A 14,732-nucleotide genomic window follows, 5' to 3' on the forward strand; every position below is an offset into this window, starting at 1 on the left:
TTACTCTTTCCAACGAATACTTTCCATAATATGTTTAATATCTTTTTTAAGATATTCTGAAGCTGGATAAATTGAATCGTAATTAGGTTTTGCATAAAAATACAAAGATCCACTTACAAAGTGATTTAGACTGTCCGTAACATAGAATTGAGATTGAGATGCAGCATCGCCACCAATTTCATAAATCATACCATATACTTTGTTTTCAAGATTCAGAAATTCGTTTTGTGCAATTTCATCAGCCTTGATTGTGTGCTTTTGTGTTAGGTTTTGAGCGTCTCTTAAAAGATTGTTTATATTATCATTCTCAACTTTTTTATAAGTTAAAAAAATGGTTGCTTTTAATGAAGGATATTTAACATCAACACCAATAGCATCGCCAGAAGTTTTAACGGAACCAATTGATTCAGTAAGTTCATTTTTTTCAAATGTAAATGGTAAAGGGATAGAAGCTTTTTTGTAGTTCGCTTCAGGATATTCCAATCTTAAAAGAGCTTTTGGTTTAGGGAGTGGATCTTCTCCACAGCCTAAAATAAACCAACTCATTAAAGGTATAATTATTCTTTTCATTTAATAGTATTAATAAGTGTGAGTTTAATCTGTTTTATACGTTTGCGCTCTAAAGCTTCTATAGTAAAAACGTAATTTTCAAAATTTATTTTACTACCTATTCTGGGGAATCCACCAGAAATTTCTAATACAAATCCAGCTAATGTTTCTGCTTCACCTTTTCTAGTTTCAAATTCTTCTATTTCTTCTAATCCAATAATTCTATAGACATCTTTTAGAGGTGTTTTACCATCAAAGCTATAATTATTGTTGTCGATTTTTGTGAAAATTAAATCGTCATCGTCATATTCATCACTAATATCACCAACAATTTCTTCGATAATATCTTCTAATGAGACCAACCCAGAGGTTCCACCATATTCATCAACAACGACGGCAAGGTGTACTTTTTTTGTTTGAAACTCTACCATTAGATCATCAAGCTTCTTATTTTCAGGAACAAAGAAAGGCTCACGTAATATGGATGTCCATTTGAATTTTTTCTTATTCAAATGTGGTAATAAATCCTTTACATAAAGTACACCTTTTATGGTATCTATACTTTCTTCATATACAGGAATTCTAGAATAGCCTTTATCAATAATTTCTTTTATAATAGCTTCAAAGGGTGTTTCAATATTTAAAGCGAATAAGTCCATACGTGGTCGCATCACTTGTTTTGTATCTGTATTACCAAAAGAGACAATACCTTGTAGTAATTTTTGCTCTTCTTGTGTAGTATCTTCATCATTTGTCAATTCTAAAGCTTGAGATAATTGATCTACGCTTAAACTAGAGCGTTGTTTGCCAAAAGTATCTTGTATTTTAAGTGTTACGTAGCGCATAGGTAAACTTATTGGCGAGAAAATAACATCTAATATTTTTAATGGTCTTGCCATAAAAGATGAAAACTGAACACTATTTCTACTTGCATATATTTTAGGAATAATTTCACCGAAGAGTAATATTAAAAATGTAGCAGAAACCACTTCGAGTAAAAATCTAAGAAGATAATTAGTAATACTACTAAAAAGTGTTTCACCAATGTAGGCAAATAATAAAACCACAGCGATATTAATAAAGTTATTTGCAACTAGAATTGTGGCTAATAACTTTTTTGGACGTTCTAAAAGTGTAGCTATGATTTCCATAGGAACAGATTTGTTTTCTTCACCTTCATCAATATTAGATTTAGTTAAAGAAAACAATGCGACTTCAGCTCCAGAAATTAGGGCAGAACAAAGAAGTAAAATAATAAGCAATACAACACTTATAATTAATGACGTATTGATAACTAATAAATTTGAAATTAAAACCGTGGGTTCTGGATCCAAGATAAATTATTTTAGAATGGTAAATCATCATCACCATCTGGTACAACACTATTTTCAGTAGATTGTTGTGGTTTGGCAACTACATTTGGTGTATTAGATTGTTGTGGTTGTTGAGATTCATTTTTAGTATTTAAAAATGTAAACTCATTACATTGTATTTCAGTTGAATAACGATCCATACCTTTATCATCAGTCCATTTTCTGGTCTTTATACGACCTTCTATGTATACTTTATCACCTTTGGATAGATATTTTTCACAAATTTCAGCAGCTTTATTTCTAACCACAATATTATGCCATTCAGTATTGGTAATGCGCTCGTTTGTTAGCTTACTTGTGTAAGTTTCACTTGTTGCTAAAGGAAAACGCCCAACACAATTTTTATCATCGAAATAATGCATTTTCACTTCATCACCTAAGTTTCCAATAAGCATTACTTTATTTAACGTTCCTGCCATAATAATTTTGATTTAGTTTGCAAAGTTACTCTTTTTGTATGTGCTACTTTAAAGTTAATAAAAAAATGTGATTCCTATAAGCCCATAAATTTGAATTCATTTATAAAATCTCCTATAAGTACGGGTACAGGATACTTTGCTAAATTATTAATTGAAATTCCTTGCTCAAGTAATTGCTCTACTTCTATAATCCAGAATTTAGTGTAAAGATGTTGATGTGATAATTTATGAACTTTATCAACTTCGTTATATAATGAATAGTCAAAGTCAATAGATTTGAGAACAGTCATTTCAAGATTTAAAAGATGAAACTCATTTACCTTTAAACTCTTTTTGGATTCAACCAACGGGAACTGATATAGGTTTTGCCAAATACCTTTTCCTGTACGTTTTTCAAAAAGAACATGTTTATTCTTATCTATACAGATTAGAAAATTAAAATATTTATTAGTCACTTTCGTTTTCTTCAATTTAACAGGGAGCGTATTAATTAAATTCTTCTGAAGTGATATGCAACTATTTTTTATTGGGCATATAGAACAATCGGGATTTTTTGGTTTGCATTGTCTTGCACCAAATTCCATAATAGCTTGATTGTATGTTGCTGGTTCAATCATATCAATCAATGATGTAGCAAGTGTTTTGAATTGTTTTATTCCTGCAGTAGAATTTATGGGTGTTTTTATACCAAAATAACGAGATAAGACTCTATATACATTCCCATCTACAACTGCTGTAACTTCATTAAATGCTATAGAGGCAATGGCACTTGCTGTGTAATCACCTACTCCTTTTAGTTTTAATAAGTCATTATAATTGTTAGGAAAAACACCATTAAGCTCGTTAGCAATATATTTAGACGTAGTATGTAAATTTCTTGCTCTAGAGTAGTAGCCAAGTCCTTGCCATAGTTTTAAAATGGATTCTTCTGAGGCATTGGCAAGGTCGAAAACGGTTGGAAATGTCTTAACAAAGCTTTCATAATAAGGTAGTCCTTGTTTTACTTGAGTTTGTTGTAAAATAATTTCTGAAAGCCAAATGAAATAAGGGTTTTGAGTTCCTCTCCATGGTAATTCTCGTTTATGAATTGAGTACCAGTTAATTAGTTCTTTATTGAAATCCATTTATTTTTTTAATGAAGAAGCAAAATTAAATCTTTATCACGTTAAATTTTAATTAATTACGTTTGATTTATTGTAATTAAATTACATATATTTGCATCCCTTAGAATTTATAGTAATCCTAAAACTAATAACAATGACAAAAGCTGATTTGGTGGCTAAAATATCTGATAAATTAGGTATTGAGAAAGGCGACGTACAAGCAACAGTAGAGACTTTTATGGAAGAAGTGAAGACTTCTTTAGAGAGCGGAGATAACGTTTATTTAAGAGGTTTCGGAAGTTTTATTATTAAAACAAGAGCAGAAAAAACTGGTCGTAATATTTCAAAAAATACTACAATAAAAATACCTGCTCACAACATACCTGCTTTTAAGCCTGCTAAAGTATTTTTGGAAGGTGTAAAATCTAATGTTGAAGTAAACTAAAGTATTAAACTAAAATATTAATTAAAAGCATTATTTATTATGCCAAGTGGTAAAAAAAGAAAAAGACACAAGGTAGCGACGCATAAGCGTAAAAAACGTAGACGCGCTAATCGTCACAAAAAGAAATAAATTGTTAAAAGTAGTTTTTCAACTACTTTTTTCAGTTTTAAAGAAACGTTCTTTGATATAGAATTTAGGTGACATTTAATAGAGTGTTACTGAATTTGCTGGATTTTCCGATATTTATCGGAATACCTGTGTCAAATAATTTAGTAAAATCCATCTATCTCAATGAAGAGCTAGATATAAATTAACATTATGAACAAAGAATTAATCGTAAGATCGAGTTCAGATATTGTTGATTTTGCCTTATTAAAAGATGGAAAACTTATTGAATTACATAAAGACGAGGAGGATAATGACTTTGCGGTTGGTGATATTTTTATTGCCAAAATACGTAAGGTTATGCCTGGTTTAAACGCTGCGTTTGTTAACGTAGGGTACGAGAAAGATGGTTTTTTACACTATCACGATCTAGGACCGCAATTGCCTTCACTTATGAAATTCATTAAACGTGTAAGCACAGGAAAATTAAGAGATTATACGCTCAAAGACTTTCCAAAGGAAAAGGATTTAGACAAGCATGGCAAAATTGCGCAAGCAATTAAGTCTAACCAATCCATTTTAGTACAAGTCGTAAAAGAACCAATTTCCACAAAAGGGCCACGCATTAGTTCAGAATTGTCTATTGCTGGTAGATACATAGTCTTAGTGCCTTTTTCTAATCGCATTTCAATTTCTCAAAAAATTGAATCTCAAGAAGAAAAAGACCGCTTAAAAAGACTCGTTAAGAGTATCACACCTAAAGGATTTGGGGTTATTATTCGTACTGTAGCTGAAGGTAAGAAAGTTGCCGAGCTAGATAGTGATTTACAAAATTTGCTGAGTCGATGGACAGCAATGTGTAAAAAATTGTACAAAGCACATCACCCAACTAAAGTACTAGGAGAAATGAATAAAGCATCCTCAATTTTGAGAGATATATTTAATGATACTTTCTCAGGTATAGTGGTAGATGACGAAGAAATGTACATACAAGTAAAAGATTACGTGCAACAAATTGCACCTAAAAAAGAGTCTATAGTAAAGCACTATAAAAACGGTGTCCCTATTTTTGAAAAATTTGGTATAGAACGCCAAATTAAAACATCGTTTGGTCGTACAGTATCTATGGCAAAAGGAGCTTATTTGGTAATAGAACATACCGAAGCTCTACATGTTGTAGATGTAAATAGTGGTAATCGCTCTAACAAAGAGAAGAGCCAAGAAGATACGGCTTTAGAAGTTAACATGATTTCAGCTGCGGAGATAGCTCGCCAATTACGTTTACGTGACATGGGAGGTATAATTGTTATCGATTTTATCGATATGGGACGCGTTGAAAACAGAAAAAAGCTTTATAATTTTCTCAGAGATGAGATGAAAGACGACAAAGCAAAACATAAAATATTACCGCCGAGTAAGTTTGGTTTAGTGCAAATTACCAGACAACGCGTTAGGCCTGAGCGTAATATTAAAACCAAAGAAGAAAACCCTAATTTAGTAGGAGGAGCAGAAATCGAAGCACCAATTAAAGTGGTGGAACGTATTAACCAAGACCTACAAAGGATTTTCAAAAAAGACTATAAGAAGGTAACATTAAATGCACATCCTTTTATAGCAGCCTTTTTAACCAAAGGGTTTCCATCACCACGTTCAAAATGGTTTTTTGAACACAAAAAATGGGTAAAAGTTTTACCTAGAGATGCTTACACTTATCTTGAATACCATTTTTATGATAAAGATGGTAACAAAATCAAATAATATCTATTAGAAAAAAGCCCTTCCAATTTTGGAAGGGCTTTTTTGTTATGAATTTTTTAGGGTTTTTTATGTTGCAGGATTAGGAATTTCGGCGTGTACCGCATTAATAGCATCCATAACTTCTTTAGATAATGTAATATTAATACTATCAATATTTTCCTCTAGTTGCTTTAGATTAGTCGCGCCTATAATGTTACTAGTTAAAAACGGTCTCTCATTTACAAATGCTAAAGCCATTTGAGCCAAACTCATACTATGATCTTCAGCAATTTTCAGGTATCGTTTTGTGGCTTCTGTTGCTGTTGCACTACTATAGCGATTAAATCTTGGGAATAATTTTAAACGCGCATTATCAGCTGCTATACCTTTTATATATTTACCTGAGAGTTCACCACAAGCCATTGGTGAATAGGCTAATAAACCTATGTTTTCTCTATGTGCAACTTCTGCTAAATCACCTTCAAATGGTCTGCATAATAAATTATAAGCATTTTGTATGGTTATCATCCTTGGCAAGTTATTCGTTTTAGATTCTTGTAAATAACGCATTGTTCCCCAAGCACCTTCGTTAGAAATACCAACCTGTCTTATTTTTCCTGATTTAATTATATCATCAAGATTGTGTAAAATTTCATTAAAATTATCTTCCCATTTATCATCAGAATTATGGACATAATCTCTTGTACCAAAATAATTGGTTTGACGCTCTGGCCAATGCAATTGGTATAAATCTATATAATCTGTTTGGAGGCGCTTTAAACTATTATCTACAGCCTCATTAAGTGCTTCTTTACTAAAGCCTGTTGTTCTAATATGTGCTGTATAATCTCCTACACCTGCAATTTTAGTAGCTAATATAACCTTATCTCTATTGCCAGTTTTTGTAAACCAATTGCCAATAATACGTTCAGTTTCAGCGTAAGTTTCTGCTGTTGCTGGTACAGGATATAACTCTGCGACATCAAAGAAGTTAACACCTTTATCTAAGGCGAAATCCATTTGCGCAAAGCCTTCGTCTTGGGTGTTTTGATTTCCCCATGTCATGGTGCCAAGGCATATTTTACTAACTTTTATATCTGTATTTGGTAGTGTTGTGTATTTCATGTTTTACTTCCTACGAAAGTGGGAATCTTTTTAATGGTTGGACTTAAGTTTCTTGTCATCACAAGGATCCTAAATATCTTTTAATAATTTAGAAATCTCGTCTAATTTTGGAGTTAAAATCACTTCGATTCGTCGATTTTTAGCTTTGCCTGTATTAGTATCATTACTTGCTATTGGAGCAAATTCTCCTCGGCCAGCCGCTGTTAAATTTTTTGGATCTATTGTTTTATTTTCTCTAAGAATATTTACAATGGCTGTAGCGCGTTTTGCAGATAAATCCCAGTTACCGCTTAATTGTGCGTTACCTTTATAAGGATCATTATCTGTATGCCCTTCAATTAATACTGCAATATCAGGATTGTCCGCTAATACATTTCCTAATTGTTGTACTGCTTTTTTACCTTCACTACCAACGGACCAGCTACCAGATTGAAATAATAATTTATTTTCCATTGAGATATAGACTTTACCATCGCGTTGCTCTACAGTTAAACCTTTGCCTTCAAAATTAGTTAAGGCTTTAGATATAGCATCTTTTAGAGCACGCATGTTGGCATCTTTAGTAGCGATAACATTTTCGAGTTCAGCAACGCGTTTAGATCCCTTTTCGAGCTCCTTTTTCAAGGTATTTAGGCGTTCGTTTTCAGCAGCTAAGGCTTGTTCTTTTGCTTCCAATTGTGCTAAAAGTTCTCTGTTTTTCTTCGAATTAGCAGCAATTGATGCAGAACTGTTTTCTTCTAATGCTTTATAGGACGCTTTTAGTATTTCGAGATTAGATTTTGCGGCAGCGTAATCGCTTTGTAATTTATCTCGTTCAGCAACTGCAGTTTCATAGGCAGATTGAAGTTGATCTAAGTCGTTAGATAGTTTTGTTTTGTCTTTAGAAAGGGTTTCAACTTCATCAGTTAACTCTCTATTTTCTTTTTTAAGATTACCATACTTAGTTTCTAGATCTGTAAATATCTTTTTAGAAACACATGACGTCATTAATGTCAATGTTAGTGCTAGTAATAGAAGTTTTTTAATCATATTATAATTGTTAAGTCGTTTGTTTAATTTTCGATTTCTTTTTCAAGATTAATTATAAATCAAGCTCTACTAGAATAGGACAATGGTCACTATGAACTGCTTCGGTTAGTATAACGCTTCGTTTTATTTTTTCTTGTAAAGGTTGGCTAACCATAATATAATCTAAACGCCAACCTTTATTATTTGCTCTAGAATTTGCTCTATAACTCCACCAAGAAAATTCTTGTCGTTCAGGATGTAAGTGTCTAAAACTATCAATAAATCCGCTATCAATAAAATTACCTAACCATTCACGTTCTTCTGGTAAGAATCCAGAAACACCTTTCATTTTTGGATTATGAATATCTATAGCTTCGTGACAAATATTATAATCACCAACAACAACTAAGTTTGGTTTTTCGTTTCGTAAATTATTTAAATAGTTATGGATTAAGTCCATATATTCAAATTTATGAGCTAGTCTAGCATCGTTGGTTCCCGAAGGTAAGTACATACTCATTACAGAAACATCTTCGTAATCTACTCTTATGTTACGGCCTTCAAAATCCATGGATTCAATGCCTGTACCAAACTCTATATGTTTAGGTTCTGTTTTGCATAGAATTGCAACACCACTATACCCTTTTTTCTGAGCGCTAAACCAATAGTTGAATTTGTAACCTGCTTCTGAGAACAAACTGAGATCGAGTTGCTCTTTCATAGCTTTAATTTCTTGCAGACAAATTACATCTGGATCTGTAGCTTTTAACCAATCAATAAAACCTTTGTTTATAGCTGCTCTAATGCCATTAACGTTATACGATACAATTTTCATATCTATTTCCCACTTATGCAGGAATCTCATTTTAATTAAACATTCACTCTTCTGCTAAATTAAATAATACTGTACTTTTACACTACAAATTTATACTGCTTTTAACGATAAAATATTTCCTGTTTTAAGAAGTTATTATTCTACATGAAATACATTTTACTTTTTCTAATGATTATAGGCTCTTTTGGTGCATTCGCCCAAGAGAATTCTAGTAACTATAGAAAGAAGCGTATTGCTGTAAAAGATTCAATTCTCATTGATTCCGTTAGTATAAATCCTTCAAAATTTGTCATAAAAAGAAAAAACAATACAGTTTTAGACTCAACGCTGTACAGTATAGATTTTGCAAAGGCACTTTTGTTGTTTAAGCAACCTATAGATTTAGATACTATTCAAATTGAATATTTACGATACCCTAATTTTCTGACAAAAGTGTATAAGCAATTAGACGATAATGTAATCGTAGACAGAACATCTGCTGGAGCACAACAATTGTATAAACTAGAAAACACTAATAAACGCGATCAATTCTCACCTTTTGATGGTTTAACTACTTCTGGAAGTATATCTAGAGGTGTAACGATAGGTAATAATCAAAATTCTGTTTTAAATAGTGAATTAGATTTGCAAATTTCGGGTAAATTAAGTGATAAGGTTTCTCTGAGAGCTTCTATTCAAGATGCAAATATTCCTTTGCAAGAAAGTGGCTATTCACAACGGCTAGATGAGTTTGACCAGGTGTTTATTGAGCTCTTTAGTGAGGATTGGAACATACGTGCTGGAGATATAGACTTAATAAATGCTAATAGTTATTTTGCCAATTTCTCTAAACGTGTACAAGGTCTTTTGGTTAATGCTAATGTAGGAGAAAACACCAAAATTTTTGCTTCTGGAGCTTTGGTTAGAGGACAATTTACAACCACACAATTCACAGCTCAAGAGGGTAACCAAGGCCCTTATAAATTGAGAGGTCCAAATAACGAATTGTTTATACTCATTGTTTCTGGTAGTGAAACAGTTTATGTTAATGGTGTTCCTTTATCGCGAGGTGAAAACAATGATTATATTATAGATTATAATGCCGGTGAAATCATTTTTAATTCTACATTTCCGATTACTTCCGAAATGCGAATTACAGTAGATTATCAGTTCAGTGATCGTAACTATTCAAGATTTACAGTTTTTGGTGGTGGAAATTATACTACTGAAAAACTGAATTTAAACGTTTCTGTATACTCAGAAAGTGATGCTAAAAATCAACCCTTGCAACAGAATTTATCTACAGAACAAACCCAAGTTTTAGCAGATGCTGGTGATGATACCGATTTAATGGTTGCTTCTTCCGCAACTGCCGAATCATTTTCTGAAAATAGAATTTTATACCGAAAAGAAACTGTTGGTACTGAAGACATCTTTGTATTCTCACAAAATCCGGATGATGAATTGTTTAGTGTACGCTTTACTCTAGTTGGTGCCAATCAAGGAAATTATGTATTGAGTAATGACAATGCGGTCAGTAATATTTTTGAATATATAGCACCAATTGGTGGAGTACCTCAAGGAAATTATCAACCCATTACACAGTTAGTTGCACCAGAACGTATGCAAATAGCGGTTTTAAATGCTCGATATAAACCAGGAGAAACAACAGATGTGTATTTTGAATTGGCTGGAAGTAAAAATGATGCTAATTTATTTTCGAACATTGATGATGATGACAATAATGGGTATGCTGCAAAACTTAAAGTAAATCAAAACCTAATAAAAACAGATAGCCTTTGGAATTTATCTGCCTTACTAGATGCGGATTTTATTCAAAAAGATTTTAGAACCATTCAACGTTTATATAGAGCAGAATTTAATCGCGATTGGAATTTAGATAATACACAAAATAATCAAGGGAATCTCAACTTTGGAAATCAGTTGTTATTGACTTCTGGTTTACAATTATCCCACTACAAAAAAGGGACAGCATCTTATAATTTTGAATACTTAGATTATTCAGAAAACTTTAATGGAAGCCGACATAATATAAGTGCAAATTTGAGCTTAGGTGATTTCAATATATTTTCAAATTCTAGTTTTTTAAATAGTGAAAGTACGTTAAACAGATCCAAATTTTTAAGATCTTTTAATCATATAGTTTATGGTAAAGAAAATAAATGGGCTGGAACCAAGTTTGCTATTGAAGATAATGAGCAGACTATAATTGCTAATGATTCATTAACTCCTTTAAGTCAAAAATTCAAAGCTTATGAGGCTTTTGTGGGTATTGGTGATAGTACTAAGGTATTTGCAGAAGTTGGTTATATAAAGCGTTTTAATGATAGTTTAAGAAGCAATAGGATTGAACGTGTTAATAGTTCTAATACTTATTATTTGAAATCGCGTTTAATTCAGAATAAAAATACAAATCTGCAATTATTTGTAAACTATAGAGATTTAAAGGCAGAAGATGAAACCAGACAAGATGAGCAAAGTTTAAACAGTAGATTAAATTATAGTCAGAAATTATTTAATAATCTAATCTTGTGGAATACCAGTTTTGAAACTAATTCTGGCACCTTGCCACAACAAGATTTCACCTATGTAGAAGTAGAAGCTGGTCAAGGAGCATATACTTGGATAGATTATAATGAGAATGGAATACAAGAACTCAATGAGTTTGAAATTGCACAGTTTGCAGATCAAGGCAGTTTTATAAGAGTATTATTGCCCAATCAAATTTTTGTGCGTACTCACCAAAATAGATTAAGTCAAACCTTGACGATTAATCCACAGCAATGGAGTAAATCTGAAAATAAAACTAAAAAATTCTTCTCTCATTTTTATAATCAATCGTCTTATCTTATTGATAGAAAGATTAAGCGCGAAGGCAATAATTTTAACCTAAACCCATTTAAGGATGATGATGAAAATCAATTAGCCTTAAATAACAGTGTTAGAAATGTATTGTTTTACAATAGAGGAAAACAGCATTATACAACATCGTATACATATTTAACTAACACGAGTCGAAATTTACTCTCTATAGGATTTCAGGAAAATAAATTAACGAATCATCAATTTAATTTCAATCATAAATTTGCGACCAACTGGTTATTAAATACATTAGCTAGTTTTGGTAATGATGAAAGTATTAGTGAAAATTTCGCTAATAGAAATTTTAATATTGACGAAACAAAGTTTCAGCCTAAACTGTCATATCTATTTAGCGAAAATGCGCAGTTCGATATCTTTTATCAATATACATCCAAAGATAATACCATTGGAAGTTTAGAAGCATTAGCTCAGAATAATTATGGCTTGTCTTTTACTTATAATAAAGCCTCAAAAATTGCTTTAACTGGTGAATTCAATTTTTTTCAGAATGCCTTTGAGGGTAATGCAAATACTCCAGTCGCTTACCAAATGCTCGATGGTTTACAACCAGGGAAAAACTATACGTGGAGTTTATTAGCCCAAAAGAAGTTAACCAAGTTTCTAGATTTAAACTTAAATTATTTTGGGCGCAAAACAGAGACCTCTAAAACTATTCATACAGGTACTATTCAGTTAAAGGCTTATTTTTAATTTGTGACATTTTTAACGCAACCTTTAGGTGCATTTAACATCTATTAAATGCAAATAACGATATGTTTGTTTAAATCAATTAAATCATCAATTATGAAAAAGACTATTTTATGTGTGACAATTATGTTGTTCGCAATTTGTAATGTTAATGCTCAAGACTCACCTGATAATGATCTTCCTAAAACATCTGAAATCTCAACAAACCTTTTAGACTTAGTTGTTGCTGGTACTTTAAACTTTAATTATGAGCGCTTATTTAAACAGAATCAGTCCCTTTATTTAGGCGTTAATCTTTTTGATACTTATGGCTATTACGATGCTGGTTATATTGAAGAAAGTACTGCATTAAGTTTTAATGCCGCTTATTTTATTTACTTCTCAAAGGAGAAAGACCATGCAGGTTTTTTCTTTTATCCGCAATTAAAATTGAGGACTGGTGAAGTTACTGTAAGTGATTATTATTACTATGATGATGTAATTAACTCAACAGTTGAAAATGAATTTACATATGATGTTGGTGGATTTTCAGCAGGCTTTGGTATAGGGCATAAATGGATGTTTAGTAATAAATTCACTTTAACATTAAAAGGGGATATTGCTAGAAATTTAGGGAATTTTGATACCGATTATTTAGAGAATATCGAATTACGATTTGGTGTTAACTTTGGGTATCGTTTCTAGTTATTAAAAAAATGTTGTAGATTTAAACTTCTTGCTATTTTAAGACCCTTAAACTAATAACGTTTAAATAGAATATTAATCTAAAACGTTATTCATGAAAAACAAATTTTTATTTGCAATTCTATTACTCGGACTGCTAACTATTTATTTCGCTTGTGAAAAAGACGACAGTATTGTTAAAGAAGAACAAGGCCATGTTTCTTCTTCTTCAACTCAGGTTTTACCGACTGTTAAAACAGTTTCTTATGATAAAGCAGGTGAAATATTTAACCGCTTAACTAATAAGTATCAACTTGGTGAGTTTCTGGACTCTAGTATAGAGAGTAATGTGTTTTCTAGATCTACATTAGATACTTTAGGTATAACCATTTATACAGATAATATTAAAGAGGTAATAGCTGGTGATTATACCTCTTATACTATGCTAATGTAACACCTAATACAACAGATTCTAAGTTTTATAATCTGACTATTGAAGATAAAAATGGTGAACCGGGTATGTTTGTTACCAAATATGTACCGACTCAAGCTAGGTTAGATGATAAGAACAAAGCTTTTGAAGGTAGTGTTTCTACCCAAAGTAAAGATAGTTTTACAACTGTTGGTATTGATGATGGTGGTGGCACTAATGATGATTCTCCTGATATTCACTATAGTGAATATTATCCAGACGATTGTGACGGATGGGTAAATGAAACTACAGTTATAGCAGAATATTCATGTGGTTGTGGTCATTGGCCTGGTGATAGTACTTGCCAAGGATGTATAACTAATGAGCCTCAATGGGCTGGATATGCTTATGTAACTACCTACGAATGTATACCATATGATACAAGTAATCCAAATGACAATGGAACCGATACAACCAGTACAAATCCTGGTGGTGTAACTAATGATACTGGTCCTAGTAATGAGGAAGGTTCTATAGCTGTTTTAGTTCGTGATGAAGACGAACCTTGTGAAAACCCTCCACCAGGTGATTTAAATGGTGATTGTATTGTTAATATAAAGGATTGTGTACTAGCTGGAAATAGTCCACAAATTTGTCATTGTACCTTTAATGGAGGTACAGAAGAGGAATGCGATAAAGGTTGTAAACAACTAAAATATTCTATATCAGACCACCCAACAATAAAAACTAGGCTAAATCAACTGACACTAGCAAGTGGAAACAATGAAAAGGGGTTACGAGTGGATAAAAGACCAACAACAGATGAATATGAACCCACTCCTATTTTAGATAATAGCAGTGGGAGTAACCATATTAATATTATAGTAAATCCATATACTGCAGTAATAGCACATACACATCCAAATGATGTATTCTATAAAATGTTCTCTGCTCCGGATATTCTTAAAATGGCACAAATAGCTAAAAAAATACAAAGTGACCAAAGTATTAGTGCTAGTACTGTAGAGTTTACAGAAATTACACATATCTTAATCTTTGAAAACTCACCTGGACAGCATAGAACTTATGCTTTGCGTTTTGATGATGAAGCTACTGTAAACAAGCTTTTAAATATTTTAAATAACTCAAATCGATCCATGTTATTTAATAAAGAACTAAAGAAAGCTTATGAAAGTGATCATAATTATAATACAGCTCAGCCAGAAACAGACATTTTTAAACAACAACAACATTTATTTAATTTATTAGAGGATTATAATTTGAATATCTCTTTATATGAAGCAAATTATGATGCTAATAATCTAATAGATAATTGGGCTAAAATAAATAAAGATACACTAGAACAAGAACCATGTAATTAACAAAAC

The 14,732-nt window shown here is 31.8% G+C and carries 13 protein-coding genes; 6 read left to right on the forward strand and 7 right to left on the reverse strand.

All coding sequences use genetic code 11. The features are described from left to right. The 4 genes from gldD to mutY form a co-directional block, all read right to left on the reverse strand. Positions 1–570, reverse strand: coding sequence for a gliding motility lipoprotein GldD (gene gldD, locus WPG_RS07805; RefSeq protein WP_045471069.1), 570 nt, complete (start codon positions 568–570; stop codon positions 1–3). Next, positions 567–1,883 (reverse strand): gliding motility-associated protein GldE, encoded by a 1,317-nt coding sequence (locus tag WPG_RS07810; protein ID WP_045471071.1) that lies wholly within the window; start codon positions 1,881–1,883, stop codon positions 567–569. Before WPG_RS07810 ends, gldD begins: the two co-directional genes overlap by 4 nt. An 11-nt stretch (positions 1,884–1,894) precedes the next feature. Continuing rightward, positions 1,895–2,341, reverse strand: a complete 447-nt coding sequence (locus WPG_RS07815; RefSeq protein WP_045471073.1) for a single-stranded DNA-binding protein — start codon at positions 2,339–2,341, stop codon at positions 1,895–1,897. Positions 2,342–2,415: 74 nt separating this feature from the next. Beyond that, a complete protein-coding gene (gene mutY, locus WPG_RS07820; protein ID WP_045471075.1) occupies positions 2,416–3,465 on the reverse strand; it encodes an A/G-specific adenine glycosylase in 1,050 nt (349 codons plus the stop codon). A 133-nt stretch (positions 3,466–3,598) separates the two neighbouring features. Between mutY and WPG_RS07825 the strand changes: the two genes are divergently transcribed. Then, positions 3,599–3,889 (forward strand): HU family DNA-binding protein, encoded by a 291-nt coding sequence (locus WPG_RS07825; RefSeq protein ID WP_008270198.1) that lies wholly within the window; start codon positions 3,599–3,601, stop codon positions 3,887–3,889. A 318-nt stretch (positions 3,890–4,207) separates the two neighbouring features. Then, positions 4,208–5,752 (forward strand): ribonuclease E/G, encoded by a 1,545-nt coding sequence (locus tag WPG_RS07830; protein WP_045471077.1) that lies wholly within the window; start codon positions 4,208–4,210, stop codon positions 5,750–5,752. Positions 5,753–5,818: 66 nt separating this feature from the next. Here the strand turns inward: WPG_RS07830 and WPG_RS07835 are convergent, their stop codons facing one another. The 3 genes from WPG_RS07835 to WPG_RS07845 all read right to left on the reverse strand — a co-directional run bounded on the left by WPG_RS07835 (position 5,819) and on the right by WPG_RS07845 (position 8,699). Next, the gene (locus WPG_RS07835) at positions 5,819–6,856 is read right to left on the reverse strand and encodes an aldo/keto reductase (RefSeq protein WP_045471079.1); all 1,038 of its coding nucleotides are present in this window, start codon (positions 6,854–6,856) and stop codon (positions 5,819–5,821) included. A gap of 69 nt (positions 6,857–6,925) precedes the next feature. Next, complete coding sequence (locus WPG_RS07840; RefSeq protein ID WP_045471081.1) at positions 6,926–7,885, reverse strand: flagellar motor protein MotB; 960 nt, start codon at positions 7,883–7,885, stop codon at positions 6,926–6,928. Positions 7,886–7,937: 52 nt separating this feature from the next. Further along, the gene (locus WPG_RS07845; RefSeq protein WP_045475324.1) at positions 7,938–8,699 is read right to left on the reverse strand and encodes an exodeoxyribonuclease III; all 762 of its coding nucleotides are present in this window, start codon (positions 8,697–8,699) and stop codon (positions 7,938–7,940) included. A gap of 144 nt (positions 8,700–8,843) precedes the next feature. Here WPG_RS07845 and WPG_RS07850 point away from each other — a divergent pair, with 144 nt between their 5' ends. From WPG_RS07850 to WPG_RS07865, 4 genes are all read left to right on the forward strand, one after another. After that, positions 8,844–12,272 carry a hypothetical protein gene (locus tag WPG_RS07850; protein WP_045471083.1) on the forward strand — a complete coding sequence of 1,143 codons (3,429 nt, stop codon included), beginning with the start codon at positions 8,844–8,846 and terminating at the stop codon, positions 12,270–12,272. A 93-nt stretch (positions 12,273–12,365) separates the two neighbouring features. Then, entirely contained in the window at positions 12,366–12,953 is a 588-nt protein-coding gene (locus tag WPG_RS07855) for a DUF3575 domain-containing protein (RefSeq protein WP_144374438.1), read from the forward strand. Between the two features lie 94 nt (positions 12,954–13,047). Further along, complete coding sequence (locus WPG_RS07860; RefSeq protein WP_045471088.1) at positions 13,048–13,386, forward strand: hypothetical protein; 339 nt, start codon at positions 13,048–13,050, stop codon at positions 13,384–13,386. 65 nt (positions 13,387–13,451) lie between these two features. Then, complete coding sequence (locus WPG_RS07865) at positions 13,452–14,726, forward strand: hypothetical protein (protein WP_045471090.1); 1,275 nt, start codon at positions 13,452–13,454, stop codon at positions 14,724–14,726. Positions 14,727–14,732: the final 6 nt, after the last annotated feature.

This window comes from Winogradskyella sp. PG-2 (assembly GCF_000828715.1).
In the GTDB taxonomy this organism is placed as follows: domain Bacteria; phylum Bacteroidota; class Bacteroidia; order Flavobacteriales; family Flavobacteriaceae; genus Winogradskyella.

Coding starts and splice junctions, on each gene's coding strand:
- WPG_RS07850 (WP_045471083.1), top strand. CDS start 8,844: ATGAAATACATTTTACTTTTTCTAATGATTATAGGCTCTTTTGGTGCA.
- WPG_RS07835 (WP_045471079.1), bottom strand. CDS start 6,856: ATGAAATACACAACACTACCAAATACAGATATAAAAGTTAGTAAAATA.
- WPG_RS07840 (WP_045471081.1), bottom strand. CDS start 7,885: ATGATTAAAAAACTTCTATTACTAGCACTAACATTGACATTAATGACG.
- gldD (WP_045471069.1), bottom strand. CDS start 570: ATGAAAAGAATAATTATACCTTTAATGAGTTGGTTTATTTTAGGCTGT.
- WPG_RS07825 (WP_008270198.1), top strand. CDS start 3,599: ATGACAAAAGCTGATTTGGTGGCTAAAATATCTGATAAATTAGGTATT.
- WPG_RS07845 (WP_045475324.1), bottom strand. CDS start 8,699: ATGAAAATTGTATCGTATAACGTTAATGGCATTAGAGCAGCTATAAAC.
- WPG_RS07855 (WP_144374438.1), top strand. CDS start 12,366: ATGAAAAAGACTATTTTATGTGTGACAATTATGTTGTTCGCAATTTGT.
- WPG_RS07830 (WP_045471077.1), top strand. CDS start 4,208: ATGAACAAAGAATTAATCGTAAGATCGAGTTCAGATATTGTTGATTTT.
- WPG_RS07860 (WP_045471088.1), top strand. CDS start 13,048: ATGAAAAACAAATTTTTATTTGCAATTCTATTACTCGGACTGCTAACT.
- mutY (WP_045471075.1), bottom strand. CDS start 3,465: ATGGATTTCAATAAAGAACTAATTAACTGGTACTCAATTCATAAACGA.
- WPG_RS07815 (WP_045471073.1), bottom strand. CDS start 2,341: ATGGCAGGAACGTTAAATAAAGTAATGCTTATTGGAAACTTAGGTGAT.
- WPG_RS07865 (WP_045471090.1), top strand. CDS start 13,452: ATGTTTGTTACCAAATATGTACCGACTCAAGCTAGGTTAGATGATAAG.